Source organism: Brevibacterium sp. 239c (assembly GCF_900169365.1).
Classification (GTDB): Bacteria; Actinomycetota; Actinomycetes; order Actinomycetales; family Brevibacteriaceae; genus Brevibacterium.
This window is the reverse complement of the sequence record NZ_FXZH01000002.1, coordinates 1-23238: the sequence shown is the minus strand read 5'-3', so window position 1 is coordinate 23238 and position 23238 is coordinate 1. Positions and strand designations below refer to the sequence as shown.

The 23238-nt window shown below is 68.4% G+C and carries 23 protein-coding genes and 1 pseudogene; 22 read left to right on the top strand and 2 right to left on the bottom strand.

From position 1 onward, the window contains the following. Window positions 1-164 precede the first annotated feature (164 nt). The 9 genes from BSP239C_RS01930 to BSP239C_RS01890 all read left to right on the top strand — a co-directional run bounded on the left by BSP239C_RS01930 (window position 165) and on the right by BSP239C_RS01890 (window position 8961). Window positions 165-1094: a helix-turn-helix transcriptional regulator gene (locus tag BSP239C_RS01930; protein WP_101569943.1), complete on the top strand. Its 930-nt coding sequence runs from the start codon at window positions 165-167 to the stop codon at window positions 1092-1094. A gap of 209 nt (window positions 1095-1303) precedes the next feature. Next, window positions 1304-2404, top strand: coding sequence for an ArdC-like ssDNA-binding domain-containing protein (locus BSP239C_RS01925; protein ID WP_101569942.1), 1101 nt, complete (start codon window positions 1304-1306; stop codon window positions 2402-2404). Next, complete coding sequence (locus tag BSP239C_RS01920) at window positions 2404-3345, top strand: bifunctional DNA primase/polymerase (protein ID WP_180958889.1); 942 nt, start codon at window positions 2404-2406, stop codon at window positions 3343-3345. Before BSP239C_RS01925 ends, BSP239C_RS01920 begins: the two co-directional genes overlap by 1 nt. Beyond that, window positions 3342-4148, top strand: a complete 807-nt coding sequence (locus BSP239C_RS01915) for a DUF2637 domain-containing protein (RefSeq protein ID WP_180958888.1) — start codon at window positions 3342-3344, stop codon at window positions 4146-4148. Before BSP239C_RS01920 ends, BSP239C_RS01915 begins: the two co-directional genes overlap by 4 nt. Beyond that, window positions 4145-4564, top strand: a complete 420-nt coding sequence (locus BSP239C_RS01910; protein WP_101569940.1) for a hypothetical protein — start codon at window positions 4145-4147, stop codon at window positions 4562-4564. Before BSP239C_RS01915 ends, BSP239C_RS01910 begins: the two co-directional genes overlap by 4 nt. Window positions 4565-4657: 93 nt before the next feature. Then, window positions 4658-5554: a hypothetical protein gene (locus tag BSP239C_RS01905; protein WP_101569939.1), complete on the top strand. Its 897-nt coding sequence runs from the start codon at window positions 4658-4660 to the stop codon at window positions 5552-5554. Beyond that, entirely contained in the window at window positions 5554-6564 is a 1011-nt protein-coding gene (locus tag BSP239C_RS01900; RefSeq protein ID WP_101569938.1) for a ParB N-terminal domain-containing protein, read from the top strand. Before BSP239C_RS01905 ends, BSP239C_RS01900 begins: the two co-directional genes overlap by 1 nt. Window positions 6565-6604: 40 nt before the next feature. After that, complete coding sequence (locus BSP239C_RS01895) at window positions 6605-7300, top strand: hypothetical protein (protein WP_101569937.1); 696 nt, start codon at window positions 6605-6607, stop codon at window positions 7298-7300. A 17-nt stretch (window positions 7301-7317) separates the two neighbouring features. After that, window positions 7318-8961 (top strand): M23 family metallopeptidase, encoded by a 1644-nt coding sequence (locus tag BSP239C_RS01890; RefSeq protein ID WP_101569936.1) that lies wholly within the window; start codon window positions 7318-7320, stop codon window positions 8959-8961. A 41-nt stretch (window positions 8962-9002) separates the two neighbouring features. Here BSP239C_RS01890 and BSP239C_RS01885 read toward each other — a convergent pair whose 3' ends face one another. After that, window positions 9003-10016, bottom strand: coding sequence for a cation diffusion facilitator family transporter (locus BSP239C_RS01885; RefSeq protein WP_101569935.1), 1014 nt, complete (start codon window positions 10014-10016; stop codon window positions 9003-9005). Further along, window positions 10013-10378: a metalloregulator ArsR/SmtB family transcription factor gene (locus tag BSP239C_RS01880; RefSeq protein WP_180958887.1), complete on the bottom strand. Its 366-nt coding sequence runs from the start codon at window positions 10376-10378 to the stop codon at window positions 10013-10015. The genes BSP239C_RS01885 and BSP239C_RS01880 overlap by 4 nt, the downstream gene beginning before the upstream one ends. A 286-nt stretch (window positions 10379-10664) precedes the next feature. On the opposite strand from BSP239C_RS01880, the gene BSP239C_RS01875 reads away from it, so the two are divergent. The 13 genes and pseudogenes from BSP239C_RS01875 to BSP239C_RS20900 all read left to right on the top strand — a co-directional run. Next, window positions 10665-10931, top strand: a complete 267-nt coding sequence (locus tag BSP239C_RS01875; protein WP_101569934.1) for a DUF6112 family protein — start codon at window positions 10665-10667, stop codon at window positions 10929-10931. Window positions 10932-11052: 121 nt separating this feature from the next. Further along, entirely contained in the window at window positions 11053-11364 is a 312-nt protein-coding gene (locus tag BSP239C_RS01870) for a DUF6112 family protein (protein WP_101569933.1), read from the top strand. A 38-nt stretch (window positions 11365-11402) separates the two neighbouring features. Further along, window positions 11403-12860: a conjugal transfer protein TrbL gene (locus BSP239C_RS01865; protein ID WP_101569932.1), complete on the top strand. Its 1458-nt coding sequence runs from the start codon at window positions 11403-11405 to the stop codon at window positions 12858-12860. 7 nt (window positions 12861-12867) lie between these two features. Further along, window positions 12868-14331: an SCO6880 family protein gene (locus BSP239C_RS01860; RefSeq protein WP_101569931.1), complete on the top strand. Its 1464-nt coding sequence runs from the start codon at window positions 12868-12870 to the stop codon at window positions 14329-14331. 256 nt (window positions 14332-14587) lie between these two features. Beyond that, window positions 14588-14836, top strand: coding sequence for a hypothetical protein (locus tag BSP239C_RS01855; protein ID WP_101569930.1), 249 nt, complete (start codon window positions 14588-14590; stop codon window positions 14834-14836). Beyond that, window positions 14833-15768 carry a Clp protease N-terminal domain-containing protein gene (locus BSP239C_RS01850; RefSeq protein ID WP_101569929.1) on the top strand — a complete coding sequence of 312 codons (936 nt, stop codon included), beginning with the start codon at window positions 14833-14835 and terminating at the stop codon, window positions 15766-15768. The genes BSP239C_RS01855 and BSP239C_RS01850 overlap by 4 nt, the downstream gene beginning before the upstream one ends. A 2-nt stretch (window positions 15769-15770) precedes the next feature. Next, window positions 15771-17558 (top strand): ABC transporter ATP-binding protein, encoded by a 1788-nt coding sequence (locus BSP239C_RS01845; RefSeq protein ID WP_101569928.1) that lies wholly within the window; start codon window positions 15771-15773, stop codon window positions 17556-17558. A 171-nt stretch (window positions 17559-17729) separates the two neighbouring features. After that, window positions 17730-18596 (top strand): hypothetical protein, encoded by an 867-nt coding sequence (locus BSP239C_RS01840; RefSeq protein WP_101569927.1) that lies wholly within the window; start codon window positions 17730-17732, stop codon window positions 18594-18596. Beyond that, entirely contained in the window at window positions 18593-20080 is a 1488-nt protein-coding gene (locus BSP239C_RS01835; RefSeq protein ID WP_101569926.1) for an ATP-binding protein, read from the top strand. The genes BSP239C_RS01840 and BSP239C_RS01835 overlap by 4 nt, the downstream gene beginning before the upstream one ends. After that, window positions 20080-20649 (top strand): hypothetical protein, encoded by a 570-nt coding sequence (locus BSP239C_RS01830; protein WP_180958886.1) that lies wholly within the window; start codon window positions 20080-20082, stop codon window positions 20647-20649. Before BSP239C_RS01835 ends, BSP239C_RS01830 begins: the two co-directional genes overlap by 1 nt. Continuing rightward, window positions 20646-22430, top strand: coding sequence for a TraM recognition domain-containing protein (locus BSP239C_RS01825; RefSeq protein WP_101569924.1), 1785 nt, complete (start codon window positions 20646-20648; stop codon window positions 22428-22430). The genes BSP239C_RS01830 and BSP239C_RS01825 overlap by 4 nt, the downstream gene beginning before the upstream one ends. 87 nt (window positions 22431-22517) lie before the next feature. Next, a complete protein-coding gene (locus tag BSP239C_RS01820; RefSeq protein ID WP_101569923.1) occupies window positions 22518-22964 on the top strand; it encodes a single-stranded DNA-binding protein in 447 nt (148 codons plus the stop codon). A gap of 18 nt (window positions 22965-22982) precedes the next feature. Next, window positions 22983-23238: pseudogene (locus BSP239C_RS20900) on the top strand (hypothetical protein); the annotation flags it as partial.

Genomic DNA, 23238 nt, shown 5'->3' with positions numbered 1-23238 from the left:
ATTGAAATCGGCTCTCGACTCGGGCGACGTCAGCGTCTCGATCAGCCGTTGCTGCAATGCACTTCGATGGGTCATCACCGCACGCACGTCAACCGACAGAAGCTGTCGATAGCCCGTTCTCCATCTCCACACGGGCGTAACAACGAGAGAGCTGGGGGGCGGACATGGCACCGTACGACCCCCTGCTCGCCCGGACACGCACCATCCACAATCCCAGTGGCCCCGTCGCGTACGACTGCGTCAAGCTGATCGTGGTCCGCGACGGTGGCGCCATCCTCTTCAGCGAGTTCGGTGAACAGCCCGTCAATGTCGGCGACGTGATCCTGCTCGGCGCGAACGTCCTCTGCGGATCGGAGCCGGAGGGGCACATCACGGTCACGACGATCTACCTCGACACTGACTACGTCCTCGATCAACTGTTCTGGCAGCATGTCGAGCTCCTGCACGACCGGCTGGACGCGCAAGGCTTCGCGGACACGACCTTTACCGAGCCCGCCCAATTGCTCCGCCTCGGTGAAGATCGGACCGGCATGTTGATGCCGTGGTTGGATGAATTGGTCGCCTTGAGCATCGGTCAGGCCTACCGGCAGCGCTTCCATCGGATGCAGGCACTGTTGCACGCGGTCATCGACGTGGTTGCTCCGTTCATCCGCATCTCGCCGCTCCGCACTTCACCGCTGCAACGGGCCCATATTCGGCCGACAATCCCGCGCGATCGCCGCTTCGCGCCGCTGCGTGTCGAGGCCCGGGAGGTTCACGTCGCTTTACATGCTGATGTGGCCAGGGCATGGACGTTGCCAGAGTTGGCCAACATGGTCCATCTGTCGTCGAAGCAACTCACCCGAGTGTTCGCGGACGCCTTTGGGAAGACCCCGATGACCTACCTGACGATGCTCCGTGTGGAGGAGATGGCCAGGCTCCTGCGGGAAACCGACTTGTCCGTCACGGAGGCCGGTCGCCAGGTTGGCTGGCAGTCCCGGAACCGGGCATCGGGGGCCTTCCGAGAGTGCGTGGGGATCACACCGAGTCGCTATCGAACGATGCGGTTCATCGGCGGCGATGTGCCCATTGATCGGACATTCCTGCCCACCTAAACGACACCTTGCGCGGTGCTGAGCCCCACGGTGGCGTGTTGGCTGATATGCCGTTGTCTACGTCAGGAGTACGCGAGCTTCCTGGCGGCCAACCTACCGATTTGCTTGTTCGCTGACCGTCTCGACTCGCCGGATGCTCCTGGCGCACCTCGCAGGTGTAGGACCGACCACCAGCCCGGTGGCCGGCCCTACCGGGAGGAGGCCGGACGATGGCGACGAGGGAGGAAGCCCGCCGGGCGCGGGAGGCGAAGCTCGACGAGCTGCATGGGAAACTGACGAGCGCGGTTGAGCAGCTGGTCTCCGGTGAGGACTGGGCGAAGGCCCTGTCGTTCGCGGCCCGGTTCCGGTCCCGCAGCTTCAACAACGTTCTGCTGATCTGGGCGCAGCACGGGGAAGCGTTCGAGGCAGGTCGCGTGCCTGACCCGGTGCCGTCGTATGTGGCCGGCTACAAGCAGTGGCAGCAGCTGGGCCGCCAGGTTGAGAAAGGCCAGGCCGGCTACCAGATTCTCGCTCCGATCACGGGCCGGTTCGCCTCGGCGAACCCGGCCGATCCGGAGTTGTGGAGACGTCTGAACCGGGGCGAGAAGCCCACGCCCGGCGAAGTGGCCCGGACCCGCATGGTCGGGGTGCGGCCGGCATATGTCTGGGATGCCTCCCAGACGGCTGGCGATCCGATCCCGGAGCATCCGACCCCGACCCTGCTGAAAGGCGAGGCACCCGGCGGACTGTGGGACGGGCTTGCCTTCCAGGTCCGCGCGGCCGGGTTCGAGGTATCGCCGGTGCCGCACGAGGGGATAATCCACGGCGCCAATGGGGTCACGGACTTCGAAGTCCGGACGGTGACGGTGCGGGAGAACATGGACCCCGCCGCCCAGGTGAAGACTCTCGCTCACGAACTGGGGCATGTGCTCATGCACGGGCCTGACCAGGAGGACGCGCGACAGCATCGCGGGATCGGTGAGGTCGAGGCCGAATCGGTCGCGCTGATGGTAGGTGCCGCCCACGGAATGGACACCTCGGATTACACGATTCCGTACGTCGCCACTTGGGCCGCCCGCGTGGATGGCAAGGAACCGGCCGACATCGTCAAGGCCACAGGCGAACGGGTCCGCAAAACTGCCCTGTCGATCCTGGATCAGCTCGACACCGCCCAGCTCGGCGACGGGACCCCGCCCGGCCTCGACCGCGAGGCGCCACAGCGTGCCCAGCCGGCACATGACCAGCCAGCGCGCCGGCGACAGAGTGTGCCGCTGACCGCACCTGGCGCCCGGGCCAGCCCCGCCATCGTGCCGCAGGAACGGGGCCTGTGATGACTTCCCCCGACGGCCTCGCCGGCGTACTAACGCGCATGACCTTCCGGTGGCCGGCCTCGGCCGTCGCGCGGGAACTCGCCGGTGCGGGAGTACCTGTGTTCCCATGTCAACCGGGCGGTAAGCGCCCGCTGACCGAGCACGGGTTCCACGACGCCACCAGAGACCCCGACCAGACGGAGGCGTGGTGGAGAAAGCACCCGACCGCGAATATTGGCGTGCCGACCGGCACGGCCTCCGGTGTCGTCGTGGTCGATGTCGACGTCCACGGCCCCGTCAACGGGTTCGCGGCGTTCAACCGCGCCCACCGTGCCGGGCTCGTCGGTGGATGGCAGTTCCTCGTGACCACGCCGTCCGATGGGATGCACGCCTACTACCCGGCGACGCCGGGCGTGGTGCAGCGGTCGTGGCAGGCCGCTCGCGCCGGGATCGACTTCCGTGGCGACGGCGGCTACATCATCGTCCCGCCCTCCAGGGTGGTCAGCAATGGCACGGGCGCCGAGTATCGGGTTCGGCAGATAAGCACCGGCCCCAGCACCACGGTGGATTCGGATGCGTTGCGGGACATCCTCGACCCCCGGCCCGCGCCGCGCTGGCCGGCGAGCCCGAGCGTGGGGCAGCAGGCGGATGTGTCGCAGTTGGCGGAATGGGTCGCCAACCGTGGCGAGGGCGAGCGAAACCGTGGCCTGTTCTGGGCGGCCTGCCGCCTCGCAGAGAACGACCTTCCGGCGCCGGAGGCGCTGGAGGTGCTTGCGGCCGCGGCCTCGGAGGCGGGGCTGGGTGAGCGAGAGATTACCGCGACTGTCCGCTCCGCCTATCGCACCGTTCAACCCCGACCCCAGACCTCCTCGCGGCTACAGGACGGCTCGTCGGCAACTGGCAGTTGGTTCAGCCGGGACGCGGCCGCGCGGTCGTCCCCTCAGGTGCGGGGGCTGTCATGACCATCCATGCCAGCACCGGGCAGAGGAACCGGCGTTGGGCGGTGGTCACCGCGGTGGCGGGGACCGTGTTCATCGCCGCCGGAGCGTTCTGGCTCTCGTTCACCGCGCTGGCCGATCTGGCTGCTCGGTCCGGGGTCGGCGGTTCGCAGGCGTGGGCGTGGCCGCTGATCGTGGACGGCATCATCGTTGTCGCCACCGTCGCCGCCGTTGCCCTAGCCGGTCAGCGGTCGGCGTGGTATCCGTGGGCGCTGCTGATCGGTGGGTCCGCCGTGTCGGTGATCGCCAACGCCCTCCACGCTGTCGTCGCCGCGGATGCTGATGTCCCCGGAGTGCTGGCCGCGGCCGTTGCCGCGGTACCTCCCGTGGTGCTGCTGGCGATCACTCACCTGACCGTCATCCTCACCCGACCGCAACCAGCCCCCGACACGCTGATGTCCAGCGACGACGCCGTGTCCCCTGACATATCCGCGCCCATCGAAGAGTGGGCTTCGGCACCTGGGCCGGGGACGGTGTCGTCGGCCGAGGTCGAGGAGATCGCGGCGTTGCCGGCGCCAGCAGAGGAGAGCGAACAGGCTATAGCACCCGGCACAGCGCAGGCATCGGCAGATCGGGACAGTGAGCCGACGACCGACTCGGGGGTGGCGCGCACCGATCGGCGTGCTCGGGCAGCGCAGCTGCGCGGGCAGGGGTGGTCGAACAAGAAGATCGCCCGTGATTTGGGCGTGCACCCCTCCACGGTGGGCCGGTGGTTCACCGGCGCGCACCTTACCGACAGCACCGATGACGAGGAGGCAACCCCATGAGTCCCGAACACGACCACGACCTGCGACGACCCGATGCTGACGATCGGGCACCCGATGTAGGGACCGTTCGCCCGGCGTCGGAGGCGGTTGAAAAACTCGAGGCACCGGACGCGGTCCGGGCAGCACGGGCCTCCCGCCGACGCGGAACCGAGCGGCAGACACCAGCGGCGGAGGTGAGCCGTGCGCGGGGTGTGGAGTGGGTGCGGCCCACGGATCTCATCGCTCGCCAGGGCGCGGCCCTCGCTGGCCGGGGTGTCGATTTCGAGGTCGAGCTGGCCCGCCGTACCCGCGCGCCGCTCGCCACGGGTGTTCGTGACCTGGGTGAGCGGACCCGCCGGTTGCCACCACTGGCAGCATTCGGCCGTGGCAGCACGGGGCAGGCCGCTCCGTCCCGGCCCGGCGTCGGGTTGAGCTGAGTAGGGCGGTGACAAGCGATGCGTGCGTCAACGAGGACCGACAGCGATGTTGGGGATGGCGTGCGCACCTGCTTGTCAGGAGGTGCCCTGACCATGACCGAGAACACACACCCCACCAGCGACCCGACCACAGGATCTGACCGCGCGGACTTCACGACCGGTGAGGGTCTGCGCGCACTGCTGCACCGGCTCCACCACGGCGGGCGGCGCGCCTGGGCGTACGATGCGCAAGCGGCGGAGCTGATGCAGTTCACCGCGAAGAAGTACGCGCCGTTGGCGCGCAAGCACGGGCTGGACCCGTGGGAGGCCGCCTCGGCGGCGTTCGATGTGATGCGCACCAGGGCAGCACGCGAGGCGCACGATCCGTGGGCGGTCATCACGCACGCGGTGCGGATCACCTGCATCTTCGAAGAACGCGCCCAGGGACTGCTCTGCTCGGTCCACCAAGCCCGCCGCCCCCACATCTCTGCCTTCCACGACCCTGAACGGTTCTCCGACCGCGAGACCCCACTGACCGACTACCACCCCGCCTTCCACATCCCCGCCGCCGACGCACCAGACGGCAACGACGAGACCCCGGCATCGGAGCGAGCCAGCACCTCAGCAGGCTCGGCAGTCGAAGACGCGATCGCGCTGTTCACGCTCCTGGACTGGCCCGCCGACACGGCCCGAGCCGCGATCGAGCACGCCTGCGGAGCGCTCACCCAGGCCGGTACCCGCCAAGCCGCCTACGAAGGGCTGCGACGGGACAAGCATGCCCGCGCCCTGCTCGACATCCCCAGCCAGTCCTGGACAGCACTGTTGAAGGCGCTGCTGGGCAACCCCCACCCCGCCTACACCGCTACCGGCCTCGGGAGGGGTGTGCTGCTGCGCCTGTTGATCGGCGAAAGCCTGCCCGTGTTGCTGCGCGACGACGACCTCGTCCTTTCGGTTTCCCTCGCCGCCCCACGCCGCCCTCGGAACCACGACGATGCCCAAGGTGGTGCGTGATGAGCGCGCCGGCGGGGTTCATCGAGCTGGAGCGCACGGTCGCCTCGATCCAGGTGGGCAGGCGGCATCGCACCGAGCTGGGCGACATCGACGCACTCGCCGCCTCCATCGACCGCGACGGCCTCCTCCAACCGATCACCATCACCCCGGACGGGGTGCTCGTCTGTGGGGCCAGACGGTTGGCGGCGATCCGGCAACTTGGTTGGAAGACCGTGAACGTCTGGGTCCGCTCGGGCATCTCCGACCGCCTCGGACACCTGCTGGCCGAGCAAGACGACAACGTCCTGCACAAGCCCCTGACCCAGCTCGAAGCCGCCGCCCTGTATCGGGAGCTGAAACAGGTGATGGCCGAGGACGCGGCCCGGCGGCAGGCCGCGACCCAGTTCAGCGCGCAGCAGCAACCCGGAGACGACGGTGCGGGAAAATTTCCCGCACCGTCCGACCACGGCCGGACCAGTGAGCAGGCTGCCCGGATGATCCCCGGCAGCGCGTCCTACAAGACCCTGGACAAGATCAGCTTCCTCCACCACATCGCCGAGGACCCCGCCCAACCCGAGGAGCTTCGCCAGCAGGCAGCGACCGCGCTGGAACGCATCGAGGCCGGCAACCCCGTCGACCCCCTCTACCGGCAGGTCCGGGAACAGGCCGACACGACACGCGGTGACCGCGACGCGGACCTGCACCAGCTCGCCGCTGACGCCCTCGCCCGCATCAAGACCACGACACCAAAGAGACGCACCCCACGGCCCACCCCCGCAGCGGGTCAGGGTGAGGGTGAGCCGGTGCGGTATCCGGTGCGCGCGTTCGTGCTCACCTGGAGCGAGCTGGCCGACTGGTGGACCCACTATGACCTCGACCAGCTCGCCGCCGAGCTGACCGACGAGCAGATCAATTCCTTCCTCGCCACTGCTGAGGGCACCAGCCGATTCGGCGAGCAGCTGCGTGCCGCGCGCGAGCGCGGGAGCAGCGCCGACACCGGGCCGGTGCGCGGCCACCTGCGCGCCTTGTAGCCACCTCGCTGGCTCGGGTGTGGCGGTGCACCTACGGGGCATGAAGACTCCCGACCTTTCCGATGCTCGCTCCCACCACCGAATGATCGCGGTGCTCACCGCACTCGTGGCGGTCCTCGTGCTCACCGGGATCGGGGTCTACGGCCTGATCACCGGACCACCCACCAGCAACGAGCCCGGCAGCGATGAGGGCCCCGGGCCGGGGCCAGTCGTCACCGTGCCCAGCGATCCGGCGCCCACCGCGCCACCCCGCCTGCCCGTCGTGCGGCCTTCGGCGGACCCCGAGACGTTCGCCGGCAACGTCGTCACGGCGCTTTTCAGCTGGGATACCGCCAGCGGATTCATGCCCCTGGACTACACCTCCGTCGTGTTAGAGGTGGGCGATCCCTCCGGTGCGGAGCAGGCCGGGCTCGCCGCCGACATCGCCACCTACCTCCCCACCCGGGAGGCGTGGATCGAACTGCGTCAGTACGCCACGACCCAGCACCTCACCATCGACAACGTCTACGTCCCCGACGCTTGGGCCGACGCTGTGGCGCAGGCCCAGCCGGGGCAGCTCGCTAAGGGCACGATCGCGTACACGATCGAGGGCACCCGCCACCGCGAAGGGCTCTGGAACGACGAGACCGTCACTTCGGAGCATCCGGTGACGTTCACCGTGTTCCTCGTCTGCGCGCCGACCTACGACACCTGCCACCTGCTGCGGCTGTCCCAGCTCGACAAACCTCTGCACTGAACGAAAGGGATGCCGTCGTGTTGAAGAAGCTCGGTATCGCCGTCCTGGCACTCGTGCTGCTCGGCCCCCCACTCGGGCTGATCGGCGTCGGCCTGGTGATGAACCCGGCAGCGTCGGCCACCTGCACCGTGACAGGCACGAACATCACCGTCGGTGACGTCCCCGACTCGTTGACGGTGACCACCGCCAACGGTGAGACCTTCACGCTCAACAGCACCCAGTTGACGCATGCGGCAACCATCATCGAGACCGGTTCCGGCATCGAGGGAGTGACCCGGGATGGGCTGGTGATCGCGCTGATGGCCGCGCTCACCGAGTCGAGCCTGCGGATGCTCGCCAACACCAGCGTCTACCCGGAGTCGGCCAACTATCCCAACGACGGGGACGGCTCCGACAACGACTCGCTCGGCCTGTTCCAGATGCGCCCCCAATCGGGGTGGGGCACCGTCGCCGACCTCATGGACCCCGTCTACCAGGCGCGGGCGTTTTTCGGCGGACCCGAAGGACCGAACTCCCCCTCACCGCGCGGGCTGCTGGACATCCCCGGCTGGGAACAGATGGACAAGGGCGAGGCCGCTCAAGCCGTGGAAGTCTCCGCCTACCCCGACCGGTACCGCAACTACGAGCCCGTCGCCGAAACCATCCTGACCACCCTCACCACCACCCCCGGCCCTGCTACCAACTCTGCTGCGGCAACTGGCGGCGCCGCGGTGCCAGCAGCGCAGACGCTCGCGGCGGAGTCCTCCCGGGTGGTGTTCCCGGTGCCCGAGGGCACCTGGGTGCTCACCAGCGAATACGGGCCGAGGGTCCATCCGATCTCCGGGGAGAACTCGTTTCATACTGGCACCGACTTCGCCGCCCCCGACGGCACTCCGGTCCTCGCCGCCGTGGACGGCACCGTCACCGTCGCAGGGTTCTCCGGCGGGTATGGCGGGCTCATCGTGATCGAGCACACCCTCGACGGCGTCGCCGTCGCGACCGCGTACGGACACATGTGGGAGCAAGGCATCCACGTCAACCCCGGCGACACCGTGACCGCCGGGCAGCACATCGGCGACGTCGGCAGCTCAGGCAACTCCACAGGTCCGCACCTGCATTTCGAGGTCCGCCCCGGCGGCACCAACGGCGAAGCGATCGACCCCGCCGCCTGGCTCAACACCCATGATGCGGGCGACCTGCCCGAACCCGAGACCGGCGCCCCCAACGGCGGCTGCGACCCAGGGGCCGGGACGCCCGGCCAGGCACCGGAGCCGTTCGAGGGCGACCCGAACCAGATGGTGGACGACCCCACCTCCGACGGGCAGATGACCGCCCGCACCCTGCACCTGTATCAGCAGGCCACCGCCGCCTTCCCCGACACGTCCTGGGCGTGCTGGTCACCTCGACCGGGCACCGTCTCGGAACATCCCCTCGGGCGGGCATGCGACATCACCTTCGGCAACGCGATCGGATCGGTCCCGACTCCCGCGCAGCTCGAAGCGGGCTGGGAACTGACCAACTGGATGAAGGACCACGCCGAGGCTCTCGGAGTGGAATACCTGATCTGGCAGGACAAGATCTGGTCGCTGGCCCGCGACGCCGAGGGCTGGCGGACCTACACCAGGGGAACCGACGTCACGACCAAACACATCGACCACCTGCACGTAACGGTCGTCGCCTAAGGTCCGAGATTACATCTACCGTAGATTCGTACCTTGAGCGTTCATCGCCGCTCAAGATGGGGTGCGGATGCCGTGACGCGGATCGTGATCTCGTCCACTTTTGGCACGTGCCGCTTCGCGGCTGCTTCGGCCTCCTCGGCAACCAGATCGGCGTGGGCCAGATCCATCTGGGCGGTTCGGACGACGGCGTCGCCGCGGAGGCGATGGCCGACCCAGCGCAGCCGCACCCGCTGAACAGACTCGACCTCCGCGGCGTGTTCGAGAGCGTGCTTGACCCGGTCAACGAGCTCGGGCTCGATGCCATCCATGAGGCGACGCCCTACCGATCGAATCGTTCCGATGAGCAGCACCGCGATCATGACGGAGATGAGTAGGCCGACGATGGGGTCGGCGAGCGGGAAGCCGAGGAGGACGCCGATGGCGCCGGCAACGACGGCCAGGGACGTGAAGCCGTCGGTGCGGGCGTGCACGCCGTCGGCGACGAGCGCGGCGGAGCCGATCTTCCGGCCGACGCGGATGCGGTAGACGGCGACGGCCTCGTTGCCGAGGAAGCCGATGATGCCGGCGGCGATCACCCAGCCAACGTTCTCCATCGAGCGCGGGTTGATCATCCGGTCGATCGCCTCCCACGCGGCGATGACCGCGGACAGCGCGATCATGAGCACGATGAACAGCCCGGCGAGGTCTTCGGCCCGATTGAAGCCGTAGGTGTAGCGGCGGGTCGCTGCGCGGCGGGAGAGAACGAACGCGATCCACAGCGGTACCGCGGTGAGCGCGTCGGAAAAGTTGTGGATCGTGTCGGCGAGGAGTGCGACCGAGCCGGAGAACGCGACGACCACCGCCTGAGCCACGGTCGTGGCGAGCATGAGAACGAGGCTGATCTTCAGCGCCCGGATGCCCGCAGAGTTCGCCTCCATCGCGTCGTCGATCGAGTCCGCCGCGTCGTGGGAGTGCGGCACGAAGATTCCGTAAAGGAATCCTTTGAACCCGGTCGGGTGCGAGTGCTCGTGCTCGTGATCGGCGGCGTGCGAATGCGAGTGGCTGTGATCGGTCATGCTTCCGCTCTTTCGGAGTGGTGGTGACGCGGACGGTCATCGAGGGAGTGTTCGGCCTGGAAGATCGCATCGGTCACGAGTTGCGAGGCGTGCTCGTTCTCCAGCCGGTAAAACACCCGCTGACCCTCCTGCCGGGCAGCGACGATCCGTGCCATGCGAAGCTTCGCCAGATGCTGCGACACCGCCGCCGGGGACTTGTACACAATGTCGGCGAGGTGATTCACCGACAGCTCCTCGCTGCGGCGCAGCGCCAGAATGATCCGCACCCGCGTCGCGTCCGCGAGCAGCCCGAACACCTCGACCGCGAGCTCCACGAACTGACTGTCCGGGTCCACCCCACACACCTGCTTATCTGCATCCATACGCAGATTATTGCAGATCGGGCTGCGCGTGAGAAGCACGTCCAAGAACAGTGATGCGAAGGTGCCGACAACGGAGCACACGACTAGACACCACACGCACGAAGGTCCGAGAGCGTTGACAAGCCCGGCCTCGGGTCTTCCCAATGCCGGGTGAACCACGTCGCATTGATCGACAGCGGGCAGCCGGGCGGCCTCAGCGCACCTTCACGGCATGGCAATCCCGCTCTCGCACCATCTATTCCGGCACGTCGAATATGCGACGCCGCCGCCCGAAGGCATGAGCGGCATGGATGTGTTTCCAGACTTCGACGGGATCGGTGGGATCGGTGACCTGCGCGCGGTGATCGGCGCGCTGCTGACGTTCGTGCTCATCACTAGCGTCCTGATGCTGATCGTTTCAGCCGTCATCTGGGCCATCGCAGCTGCGAACGGCAACTACAGCGCGGCTGGGAAGGGCCGCACCGGTGTCCTCGTCGCCCTCGGCACCGCGGTCCTGGCTGGTGCCGGAGTGGCGTGGATGAACTGGCTCATCGACCTCGGCCAGCAACTCTGATCCCTGCCCAGGCTCGAAACTGCCGCCTCGGACGGCCTTGGGGATTGTCGCGCACCTGATCTGCGAACCCATCCGTGTACCCGCCCCGAAAGGGCGGGTTCCGTTCGTCAGGAGACTCACCGTGTTCGATCTCATCACCGCTCTGCCTGCGCTTATGCCAATGGATGTCGACATCACCCCCAACGATTCCGGTCTGCCCGGCATCGCCCAGCTGCGCACCATCGTCGGCGCGGTGATGACCGTCGGCCTCATCTTGTCGGTGCTCGCGCTGATCATCTCGGCGATCGTGTGGGGTTTCGGCGCGAACTCCTCTAATCCACACCTCGCGGGCCGGGGAAAGATGGGCGTCCTCGTGAGCTGCGGGGCCGCGGTGATCTGTGGCGCCAGCGTGACGTTGATCAACTTCTTCTGGGACGTCGGCCAGCAGGTCTGACACCAACCGCTGACTCGATCCTTAAAGGAGTGATTGCGGTGGGTGTATGCGATATCCCCGTCATCTCGGCCGTGTGCGACACCGCCGGCGAAGCCGCCGCCAGTCTGGTGGCGGCACCGTTCGACTGGCTCGCCCAAGCGATGGGTGCCGCCGCTGGCTGGTTGTTCGAGGCCGTGTGGTCCGTGTTCGACACCACCACGCTCGTCGATGTCACCCGACCCGAATATGTGGCGGTCTATAACCTGCTGTTCGGCATCGCAGTGTTCGTGATGCTGATCTTCTTCTGTCTCCAGCTGCTCACCGGTCTGATCCGCCGCGATCCCACTGCCCTGGCTCGGGCAGCCCTCGGGTTGGCGAAGTCTGTGCTCGGCTCGTTCGTGGTGATCACGCTGACGGCGTTGCTGCTGGAGATCGTCGACCAGCTCTGTGTCGGGATCATCCAGGCCGCCGGTGAGACCACCGAGTCGATGGGCGACAAGATCACCCTCCTCGCGGCGGGGCTGGTGGGGATCAACATCGCCGCCCCCGGGGTGGGGGCGATCATCACGATCTTCCTCGCCGGCCTGGCGATCGCCGCCGCCGCGACCGTGTGGCTGTCGCTGCTCGTGCGGAAGGCGCTGTTGCTGGTGGCGATCGTGTTCGCACCCCTGGCGTTCTCCGGCGCCTCCTGGGACGCCAGCAGAGGATGGATCGGCAAGTGGGCGATGTTCGTCATCGCGCTGATCTGCTCCAAGCTCGTCCTGGTCGTGATGTTCCTGGTCGCCATCACCCAGGTATCGGCACCGATCGATGCGGACCTGTCCTCGATCAGCGACCCGCTGGCCGGAATCGTGCTGATGGCGATGGCCGCATTCGCCCCCTACCTGACCTACAAGTTCATCAGCTTCATCGGATTCGACATGTACCACGCGATCGGCTCAGAACAAGACGCCAAACAGGCCCTCAACCGCCCCGTCCCCACCCCGACGAAACCAGCCGGCGACGGCCCCAAGAAGGTCCTCGACGGAGGCAACAGCGGCGACAGCGGTGGGAGCGGTGGGAAGACGCCGCCTCCGGCCAAGACCTCCGCGCCCCAGGCATCCGGGGGTGGGGCGAGTGCTGCTGGAGGCGCTGGCACCGCGGGTGGGTCCTCCGGCGCAGGAGCAGGAGCAGGAGCAAGTGGTGGTGCCGGGGCAGGTGCGGTGGGTGCGGGTGCTGCGGCGGCTGGTCCGGCCGCGGCTGCGGTGATCGCGGCGAAGGTCGCCAAGGGTGCTGCGACTGCCGGTCCGAAGGCCGGCACGGCTCTTGGCAACCAGGGCGAGGCCGCCGCCGACAGTGCCGGGCAGACCGGCGCCACACCCTCTCCTGCGGCGTCCTCGACGTCGTCTACACCGACCACGAAGGCTCCGCCTCCTGCCGAGCCGAAGACACCGTCGGCGGGTCCCTCGCAACCGACGCCGCCTGCGCCGAAGCCGGCCCCGCCGCCGCCGGCACCGAAGCCGACCGGGAAGGACTGAGACGGCCATGACGACGAAGCAGAAGGAGTCCTCCACGGAGCTGGTGCCGGTCAAGTTCTCCCGCCTCACCCGCCGCGGTATCCTCCTTGGCCTGTCCCTGGCCCAGCTCATCACCCTCGCCACCGGCGTCCTTGCCGTCGTCGGCGGCCTGTATGCCGGCGGTGGCATCCTGCTGGCTTACACGGCTCCGGTGTGGGTGCTCGCCGCGGCGCTGACGTGGATACCCGTCGCCGGACGCCCAGCCGTGGAGTGGCTGCCGGTCGCATCCTGGTGGCTCTGGCGCACCACCGCAGGCCAACTCCTCTATCGGCGCCGCATCGTGGCACCGCGGCCGGTCGGGACGCTCGCGCTGCCCGGGGACATGGCACGCATGCGCGAGTACACCGACCCCGACACCGGGGCCGGGATGATCCATGACCCCCACGCCGCGACCCTCACCGTGGTCTGCGAGGTGACCCATCCAGCGTTCGTGCTCCTGGACCCGGGCGAGCAGGAACGCCGCGTTACCTCCTGGGGTCGCGTCTTGGCCACGGTGTGCCGCTCCGGACGGATCGCCACCCTCCAAGTCCTCGAACGCACTTTGCCGGACTCCGGCACCGGATTGGCTGAATGGTGGGCCTCCCACGGCACCGCCGACGACACCTGGGCCGCGACCACGTACGCGGAACTGATCGAGCGTGCCGGGCCGGCCGGGGAACGGCACGCGACCACTTTGTCCCTCTCGCTGGATATGAAGACCGCGGCCCGGCAGATCAGGACCGCCGGCGGAGGCATCCGCGGGGCCGCGGCCGTCCTGCGCCAGGAGATGTCGACCCTGGTCGCGGCGCTGCGCTCAGCGGACCTGAAGCCCTCCGGGTGGCTGAGCCCGGGACAGATCGCGGTGATCCTGCGCAGCGCATATGACCCGGCGATCGCCGCGACCCTGGAACGCCACGGCGAACTCGGCCAGCACCTCGCCACCGCTGGCCCCGTGGCCGTCAACGAGTCCTGGACCCGGTTGCGCACCGACTCCGCACACCACGCAGTGCTGTGGGTCTCGGAGTGGCCGCGCTCGATGGTCTACCCGGGCTTCCTGTCTCCGGTGCTGCTGTCCACCGGCATCCAACGCAGCTTCTCGCTGCTGTGCACTCCGATGCGTTCGGACCAGGCCGCCCGCGACATCCGCAAGAAGAAGGTCGAGCACATCTCCGACGCCGCCCAGCGGGCGAAGATCGGGCAGATCGAAGACGCCACCCAGACCGCCGAGTACCACGACGTCCTCCAGCAGGAAGCCGACCTGACCGCCGGCCACGGCGTGCTGCGGTTCACCGGCCTCATCAGCGTCTCCGCACCCACCGTCGAAGAGCTGGAGGCCGGTGTGGCCGCGATTGAGCAGGCCGCGATCCAAGCCTCCTGCGAGACCCGGCTACTCGTGGGACAGCAGGCCGCCGCGTTCACCGCCGCTGCGCTGCCGCTGTGTCGCCGAGTCTGACCCGTCAAACGGAGAGCCAGTACCAATCCCGAAGCCGGCTGCGTACGTGACGTGGGCATTCGGGTTGGTGCACACAGACTCTTTGATCGCCCGCCGTCTCCGCTTCGTGTGCTCGGCCCGTACCCGTGCGGGATCGAGTCGCTCTTCTCTGACTTCACCGTTCCTCGGCATCGTGGGCGCCCGGCTAGACGCGTTGTCCCGACGGGCAACGCAACTTATGTTGACTTGGAGGCCATGTCAACGTAGGTTGCTTTGTATGGAGATCATGGACCTCACAGTTCGGGCGGCTGACGTGTCCGACCCTCGCGTGGGACTGCGAGCGATCGCAGCATTGCGTCGCTTGGTGGACACGCTGGAGCTACGCCAGGTCGAAGCCGCTTTGGCCGCCGGTCTGGGCTGGACCGATATCGCCGATTGTCTGGGCGTGTCCCGTCAGGCCGTTCACAAGAAGTACCGCAACCGGGTCCGGCCCGGTCTGGCGCCCAAGCACGGAGGAGCTCGATGAGCGCACGCACGATGCCGATCTACCTGACCGCCGCCTGGCGCGAGGCCGCCCGTGCGCGGGAGCCTTACATCGACCTCGATCACCTTCTGATCGGCCTGATCGCTGCTGGCGGGCAGGCGGCCCAGTTACTCACCCGCCACGGCATCGATCTGATCTCTGCGCGCTCCGCCGCCGGTGCGGTCCATGCTGATGCGGTCGCTCTTCTCGGCGTGGACGTCCGCGCACTCCCCGCACCGGCACCGCGACCATTGAACGAGCTGAACCGCGGGGATGTTGGGGAAGTGCCGATGAACGAAAGGGCTGATCGACTCATTGACCGCCTCGGTGTCCGCGCGACAGAACGCGATCTGCTGCATGCCTTGCTCGCAGAGCCATCCGGAACGATCCGCGACCTCATCGAACGCGGTGGCGCTGATCTGGAAACCATGACCAGCGAGGTGGTTGGTGGCCACGCAGATTGGTCACCGGTCGTCCCGCAGCGTGCTCAGACCGTCGAATCGCAGGCAGAAACACGCATGGCAGCCGTGCAGCTGACGCACTTCATTCCCGCCGAGCGGGGACTCGTGCGTTCAGTCGCCACCGACAGCACGGTGGCCCCGCAATGGTTGATGGTTCCCGGCACGACGCGGCAAAACGACGGCACGCTAGTCGTGGACGTGACGAAGCGCGGTCGCACCCGTACTCTCCGGCTCACCCCCACAGCCGACGAGGACGGACACGTTCGCTGGGACGACCAGCCGTTGGGCTGGTACGAGCTGCGATTTGTCGCCGTCGACGGTGGCACAATACTTACGCTGACCCGCGCTGTTCGTCCCCTCGGCTTGCTCGGCGCCGCACTGATTCCGCTGATCCGTCTGTCGAACGGACTTGGCCTGCTCGTCCGTGCACAAAACCTCGCGCTCGCCTGCGCCGACGCGATGGATCACAAGTAGTGATGGAGGGACGGGCAGGCGCCCCGACGCTCGCCCCGGCACCGTCGCGCGCCCTACTGGGCTACCTGCGCGAGCACCGTGGCGCACTCGTCATCGTGGTCGCTTTGTCGATCCTGGGCGCGGGGCTGAACCTGGCCCAACCGTTGCTGGTCAATCGGCTCATCGACTCGGTGGGGACCGGCCGACCGCTGGCCCAGCTGATCTGGGTGCTCATCGTCCTGGTGGTCGGTGCCGGGGTGGTCGGTGCGGTGCAGCAGTTCTTGCTGGAGCGCACCGCCGAAGGCGTCGTGCTGACCGCGCGGCGCCGACTGATCGCCGCCCTGCTCCACCTCCCGGTGCGGGTCTATGACACTCGCCGCGCCGGTGACCTCGTCTCCCGGGTCGGGTCGGACACCACCATGGTGCGCGCCGCCCTGACCGGGGGGCTGGTCGACGCTCTCGGTGGCGCCCTGGTCTTCGCCGGCTCGCTCATTGCCATGCTGCTGCTCGATGCGGTCCTGCTCGGGATCACCCTGGCCGTCGTCGCAGTGGCCATGGTCAGCGTCGTGCTGGCCTCGGCCCAGATTCAGACCCTCACCCAATCGGCCCAGGAGGCACTGGGGCGGCTCGGCGCGGGCGTGGAACGGGCGGTCTCGGCGATCCGCACCATCCGGGCCAGCGGCGCCACCGACCGCGAGATCGCCCGACTCAACGATGAGGCGTCCGCCGCCTACGGCTACGGCGTGCGTGTGGCCGGCGTTGAAGCCGTGCTCTGGCCCATCAGCGGCCTCGCCGTCCAGGGATCATTCCTCGCCGTGCTCGGGGTCGGGGGCTACCGGGTAGCGGCCGGTGCCCTCACCGTGGCCGACCTGGTGACCTTCATCCTCTTCCTGTTCATGATGATCATGCCGCTCGGACAGTTCTTTTCCGCGATCACCACCGTGCGTTCCGCTCTTGGTGCCTTGGCCCGTATCCACGAGGTCCTCGACCTACCGCGGGAGGATGACGGCGACCCGCCTGTCATCGCGGGTGTGCCAGGGCGCGCCGGGACCTCCTCGGAAGAACCCCCACCACCCGCGGAGGGCGCCGAAGTCGTCTTCGACCACGTCACTTTCGCCTTCCGGCCCGGCCACCGCGTCTTGACCGATGTCACCCTCACGGCACCTCGCGGGTCCACCACCGCGATCGTGGGTCCGTCCGGGGCGGGCAAGTCGACCCTGCTTGCCCTGGTCGAGCGGTTCTACGACCCCGACCGCGGCGCAATCCGCCTGGATGGCACCGATATCCGGGTCATGCCGAGGGCGGTGCTGCGCGCCCAGATCGGTTACGTCGAGCAAGACGCGCCGGTGCTGGCCGGCACGATCCGCGAGAACCTTGTTCTCGCCAACCCCACCGCCGACGACGACCAATGCCGCACCGTGCTCGCCGCCGTCAACCTCCTGGAGCGCATCGCCGCCCATCCCGATGGGCTGGATGCCACTGTGGGCGACGACGGTGCCGGCCTGTCCGGCGGAGAACGCCAGCGCCTGGCCATCGCCCGCGCCTTGCTCGTAGACGCCCCGCTGCTCCTGCTCGATGAGCCCACCGCGAGCCTCGACTCCCGCAACGAGCAGGCCCTGCACCAAGCGATCCGCTCGGCATCGACCGGCCGCACGGTGCTCATCGTCGCTCACCGCCTGGCCACCGTCGCGGCCGCCGACCAGATCGTGGTCTTGGACCGTGGCCGGCTCACTGCCACTGGCACGCACGCCGAGCTATTGGAGACCTCGGCCCTCTACCGCGAACTCGCCCACCACCAACTGCTCGCATGAGAGTCGAGAGTCCCGCACTGGCCACGTGTGCGAGGACTTCGGACACACGCACGGCCGGCGTTGAACTGTGACACGGATACCCACCACGTCTGGTCGCCTCCCTCCGACGTGAGGCGCGCAGGGCTTGCGAGTGCACCTGCCTGACACACCACGTCTCAGGGAGGCCACACGATGCCCACATTCCACAACCCACTCGCCGATGCCGCCGAGGCATCTGACGCGCTGCGCGGGCTCGCGCACGCCAGCCGCGTCTTCGACAACCCCGCCGACACCTACAGCGTGCTCGGTGACCTCCTCTCGGGCGTCCGATCGCTGCGCCAGGTGCTCGATCAGCTCGGCTCCGCGCATCTCGTTCATCGCGGCCGCGCTCACGACGATGACGGTGACCAAGCGATCGGTGCCTCCGAAGCCCTCGCCGCGGCAGACGACCTGCACCACGCCGGAACGCTCCTCGATAGTGTCGAGGAGCGCGTCAATGCCGCGATGACCCATTCGGGACGCATCGCCTGGCACGCCCCCGCCCAGGAACTCGACCGGGAGGCAGTGTCCACGGAAGCACCGCGGCGGTGGCTCAGCGTCGTCTTCCTCCAAGGCTCAGAAGCTGACGAGGTGCTCGACCTCATCAACCGGGACGGCCCCGACGCGGCGATCACGCACCTGAGGAACTGGGACTACGGGGAGGAGACAACCGACGCGGCACTGGAGAACGGGTACGTCTACGAGGAACCACCCACCGGACAACTCGACCGGGTCGCCACGGACGGTGACTACACCCTCACGTACAACCCGTTCATGGGGCACGTCAATCTCCTCCGGGCACACCCCGCCGCCACACCCGACCCGACCATCGACGGGACCGACGTGGTGACATCGCGTGAGGCCACCAGCGGCGTCGGGCCACTCGATCCGAGCACGCCCCAGACCGAAGTGACGCCCGCATCCGCGCGGACGCAGCACGGGTCGGTGGGAGCGGAGCCGGACTGGTTCGCGGAGCCGACCCGCTCCTCAGAGTCGACGGGGCGGGGGTTGTCGCTGTGAGCGCGCGCGAGCCCGAACGCCTGCACACCTCGGTCCTGGTCGCCCCGACCGCCGACCGTCGCCGGCTCCGCAAGCAACGCAAACAGGCCGCCGCACGCCTCCAAGTCGAGCAGCGCCGCGCCGAGCAGGCCGCGGCCAGGGCGAAAGCCGAGGCCGAACGGGCCGACCGTAGAGCCACCACTTACCTACCCGCCGCCGGTGAGTCCGGTCCTACAGCTCTGCGCACCCCGGGCGGGTTCCGCCTCCCGCGCCACCAGGACACTTCCGCGACGCTGGCGGGTGCCTATCCGTTCGTCGCTGAAGGCGGTCTCGGCTCCGAGGGGGTGTTCGTCGGCCAAGACCTCTACTCCGGCGGCTCGTTCGTCTACGACCCCTGGGTGCTCTACGCCCGCGGGATCATCACCGCCCCCAACGTCGTCCTCGCCGGCATCGTGGGATCGGGCAAGTCCTCGCTAGCGAAGTCGCTCTACACGCGGTCGCTGCCGTTCGGGCGGCGCGTCTATGTCCCGGGTGATCCGAAGGGCGAGCACACCGCCGTCGCGAACGCGGTCGGCGGGAAGGCAATCGTCCTGGGCCACGGACTCAGCACGAGACTGAACCCCCTTGATGAAGGACTCCGGCCCTCCGGGCTGTCGGATCACGAGTGGGCCATCACGGTCGCCTCCCGCCGCCGCGATCTCATCGGCGCTCTTGCTGAGACTGTCCTGGCCCGCGGGTTAACGCCGTTGGAGCACACCGCGATCGACCTTGCCCTGACCGCAGTCGTCGCGGAGAACACTGTGCCGATCCTGCCGATGGTCGTCGACCGCATCCTCACCCCGGACGAGGCCGCCGACGGCAGGTTGGCCGAGGACGGGCGGCTCGTCGGCCATGCCCTGCGCCGCCTGGTCGCCGGTGACCTCGCCGGCCTGTTCGACGGTCCCAGCACGGTCCGGTTCGACCCGTCGCTGCCGATGATCAGTCTCGACCTATCCCGGGTCACCGAGAACTCCACACTCATTTCGGTGTTGATGACGTGCTCGTCGGCGTGGATGGAGTCCGCACTGCTGGACCCCAACGGTGGGCAGCGGTGGGTGATCTACGACGAAGCGTGGCGCCTGATGTCCCACCCAGCGTTGTTGAAGCGGATGGACGCGCACTGGCGCCTTGCGCGGCATTACGGGATCGCGAACATGCTGATCTTCCACAAACTCTCCGACCTGGACAACGTCGGCGACGCGGGCTCGGCCATGCGCTCCCTGGCGAACAGTCTGCTGGCCAATGCCGAGACCCGGATCGTCTACCGGCAGGAATCCGACCAGCTCGGCCCCACTGCCCAGGCGCTCGGGCTGACCGGCACCGAACAGAAACTGCTCCCATCGTTGGGCGTCGGGCAGGGGCTGTGGCGGATCAAGGACCGGGCTTTCGTCACCCAGCACCAGCTCCATCCCGCCGAGCTGGAGCTGTTCGACACCAGCTCGCGGCTCACCTCGGGGGTGAAGTGATGACCCGTAAACCCCCACGCCACACCACCGGACCGGTACCGGAAGAGACGCCGGTTGTGCTGCCGCACGCGGTCATCACCGTCACCGAGACCGGCGTCCTGGACGTCACCGTCGACGGCACCGACGTCCCACCACCAGACGGCGATGCGTGGACGCGCAGCACCTTCGGGCCCCTCATGGACGCCCTCACCCGGGACCGGACCAGCACGGTGCGCATCGAGGTGCACGAGAGCGACGGCACCGTGTTCACCGACGTCATCCGCACCCGCCGCCGCACCGCGCCCAAGCCACCAGAAACCGAGGCGGAGACCGAGGCCGAACGAGGCAGGCAGGTCAAAGGCAGCAGCAAGCGGCGGCCGGAACCCGTCGAAGTGACCGGCGACGGGTTCGTACCCGGCGAAGACGTCGCCGTCGCGGTCATCATCGCCCACGCCGATGCCATCAGCACCGGTCATGCCCGCGCCCTCCTGGACCGGGGTCAACTCCGGTCGCTGCCATCCGATGTTGCCAGCGAGGTCGTGCTGTTCGGACGCGTCTCGGGGACTATTCACGTGCGGCGGCTGCCGTGAGCGCCCCACCGGGGCGGCAGGGTGGGTCGTTCGGTGACGAGCTGACCAACGCCGCCCTTATCGCTCTGGTCGGGATGTTCGGGATCGCGCTCATCCTCCGCGCCTCGGGGTCCGTGGCGGCGTTCCTCACCGGCACACCCCAGCCCGAGGCCGGCCCCGCCGCTGGGCTCGGAGTGTTATTCAACCCCGGCGACCCCGCGGCTGCGCTCGACGCCGACGGGCTCAACCCGACCATGTACTGGATCATCACCGTGGCGATGCTGGCCGGGCTCGTGACCGCCGGAGTATGGGGGTGGGTGCGGCTGCGCCGCCATTCCCGCCGAGTCGAGACCGACCCACGCCGCCTCGCCGGCACCGCCACGGCCCATGAAGTCACCCAGACGGCCTCGGCGAAGGCGCTGCTCCGCCGGGCCGAGGCACTCCGCGCATCCCTGACCGATCCCGCACCGTCGGATGTCGGCTATCGGATCGGCACGTCCAAGGGGCGCGAAGTGTGGGCGTCGGTAGAAGACTCGATCCTGCTCATCGGCCCGCCCCGCTCCGGCAAGGGCCTGCACATCGTCATCCCGGCCATCCTCGACGCGCCCGGCGCCGTCGTCACCACCAGCACCCGGCCGGACAACCTCACCGCCACCCTCCGCGCGAGGCAGCGTGGCGGACGGCCGGTGGCGGTGTTCGACCCCCAGCGCCTCGCCGAAGGCATCCCCGCCGGAATGCGCTGGTCACCCATCCGCGGATGTGAGGACCCGCTCACGGCGATGATCCGCGCCACCGGCCTCTCCGCAGCGACCGGCCTGTCCGCTGGCGGGGTCGAATCCGGCGGCTTCTGGGAAGGCAAAACCCGCACCGCCCTCCAAGCCCTCCTGCACGCCGCGGCTCTCGACCACCGACCACCAGCAGAGCTGTTCCGGTGGACCCTCGACCCCACCGCCGCCGCTGAAGCCGTCGCGATCCTCACCAACACCACGCAGGCGGCCACCGGGTGGGCGGACTCCCTCGGAGCAATGATCGACGCCGACCCCAAAACGCGGGATTCGATCTGGCAGGGCGTCGCCCTGGCCCTCAGCGCCCTGGCCGACCCCCGCGTCCTCGACGCGGTCTCGCCCGGGCCCGGTGAGGGCTTCGACCCCGAAACCTTCATCCGTGACCGCGGCACGCTCTATCTCCTCGCCACCGGCGCCGGGGCCGGTGCATCCTCCGCGTTGGTGGCGGCGTTCGTCGAAGACCTCATCGAAACTGCCCGCCGTATCGCTGCCCGCTCACCAGGCGCACGCCTCGACCCGCCCCTGCTGCTCGCGCTCGACGAGATCGGCAACCTCGCACCACTTCCCAGCCTGCCCACGTTGATGGCTGAGGGCGGCGGTACCGGTATCACCACCCTGCCCGTCCTCCAGTCCCTGGCCCAAGCACGGGATAAGTGGAGCGACAACGCCGCCGGAGCAATCTGGGACGCCAGTATCGTCAAGATCATCCTCGGCGGCGCCTCCAACTCCCGCGACCTCCAAGACCTGAGCACGCTCATCGGCGAACGCGACGAGTACACCGACTCCGTCACCCGCGGCGACCACGGCACCCGCTCCAACCAACGCTCCATCCGCCGCGTCGCGATCCTCCCACCAGACCGCATCAGGACACTCCCGTTCGGCACCGGTGTCACCCTGCTGCGAGCCGCGCCGCCGATCGTCACCGACCTACGCTCCTGGCCGTCACGTTCGGACGCAGGCCAGCTGAAGGCCGACCGGGCCGAGATCGAGGCGCTGCTGCGTCGCCCTGGTTCCTGACCCGGCGCGCCTGCCGGGGTGGGATGTGCACCTGCCTGACACCAGCGACCCCGATCCGGGGACGCCGCGTTTCAGGAGGAGATTCCGATGGCTATCCAAACTCAGCAATCGTTCTCGGGCTTCGTCGCGTCCGACCCGCAACTCACCTGCACCGAGAACGGCGATGCCAGGCTGTACATGAAGGTCGGCAAGGAACACTACCGGCAGGAGGACGACCGGTCGTTCACCCAGTTGGAGACCACCTTCCACAACCTGGTCGCCTTCAAGGCCGCCGCAGAGCAGGGCCACGAACGACTCGCGAAGGGCGACAAGTTCATCGCCGAGGGCTACGTCCGCGAATACACCCACCAACGCGACGGTCAAGCGGTCGAGGGTGAGGAGTTCGTCGCCCGCCGGCTCGGGCACGACATGGCCCGCACGCGATACGACGTCGACCGCACACCCCGCCGGGCCGCGCCTGAGCGGGACGCGGCCGCGTTTACCGCCCCCGAGCACCGCCCCGTCACGCAGCCGCCTGCGTCCGTGAGCATGTGACCGAAGGGGATGCTGACGATGGACGAATACACCCCCGGACCAGACGAGCCCGACGATCTGGACGACGACCCCGGCACCGAAGACGCATCGGATGATGTGGCGGAGCCGCCGCACCCGGTGAACTGGAACCTGCTGACCGCCCACGACTGTCAACGGCCATTAGGAATTGCCCACGGGCGGACACGAAAAGTGCCCGCTGATGGCCACCAGAACTGCCCACGGGCGGCCACGTTTTCTGCCCATCCACTTATTTGTGTCCGGCCGCGACCACCAG

Coding starts and splice junctions, on each gene's coding strand:
- BSP239C_RS01855 (WP_101569930.1), top strand. CDS start 14,588: ATGGAGATCATGGACCTCACAGTTCGGGCGGCTGACGTGTCCGACCCT.
- BSP239C_RS01925 (WP_101569942.1), top strand. CDS start 1,304: ATGGCGACGAGGGAGGAAGCCCGCCGGGCGCGGGAGGCGAAGCTCGAC.
- BSP239C_RS01885 (WP_101569935.1), bottom strand. CDS start 10,016: ATGACCGATCACAGCCACTCGCATTCGCACGCCGCCGATCACGAGCAC.
- BSP239C_RS01905 (WP_101569939.1), top strand. CDS start 4,658: ATGACCGAGAACACACACCCCACCAGCGACCCGACCACAGGATCTGAC.
- BSP239C_RS01895 (WP_101569937.1), top strand. CDS start 6,605: ATGAAGACTCCCGACCTTTCCGATGCTCGCTCCCACCACCGAATGATC.
- BSP239C_RS01920 (WP_180958889.1), top strand. CDS start 2,404: ATGACTTCCCCCGACGGCCTCGCCGGCGTACTAACGCGCATGACCTTC.
- BSP239C_RS01860 (WP_101569931.1), top strand. CDS start 12,868: ATGACGACGAAGCAGAAGGAGTCCTCCACGGAGCTGGTGCCGGTCAAG.
- BSP239C_RS01840 (WP_101569927.1), top strand. CDS start 17,730: ATGCCCACATTCCACAACCCACTCGCCGATGCCGCCGAGGCATCTGAC.
- BSP239C_RS01820 (WP_101569923.1), top strand. CDS start 22,518: ATGGCTATCCAAACTCAGCAATCGTTCTCGGGCTTCGTCGCGTCCGAC.
- BSP239C_RS01850 (WP_101569929.1), top strand. CDS start 14,833: ATGAGCGCACGCACGATGCCGATCTACCTGACCGCCGCCTGGCGCGAG.
- BSP239C_RS01910 (WP_101569940.1), top strand. CDS start 4,145: ATGAGTCCCGAACACGACCACGACCTGCGACGACCCGATGCTGACGAT.
- BSP239C_RS01900 (WP_101569938.1), top strand. CDS start 5,554: ATGAGCGCGCCGGCGGGGTTCATCGAGCTGGAGCGCACGGTCGCCTCG.
- BSP239C_RS01845 (WP_101569928.1), top strand. CDS start 15,771: ATGGAGGGACGGGCAGGCGCCCCGACGCTCGCCCCGGCACCGTCGCGC.
- BSP239C_RS01915 (WP_180958888.1), top strand. CDS start 3,342: ATGACCATCCATGCCAGCACCGGGCAGAGGAACCGGCGTTGGGCGGTG.
- BSP239C_RS01830 (WP_180958886.1), top strand. CDS start 20,080: ATGACCCGTAAACCCCCACGCCACACCACCGGACCGGTACCGGAAGAG.
- BSP239C_RS01930 (WP_101569943.1), top strand. CDS start 165: ATGGCACCGTACGACCCCCTGCTCGCCCGGACACGCACCATCCACAAT.
- BSP239C_RS01875 (WP_101569934.1), top strand. CDS start 10,665: ATGGATGTGTTTCCAGACTTCGACGGGATCGGTGGGATCGGTGACCTG.
- BSP239C_RS01880 (WP_180958887.1), bottom strand. CDS start 10,378: ATGGATGCAGATAAGCAGGTGTGTGGGGTGGACCCGGACAGTCAGTTC.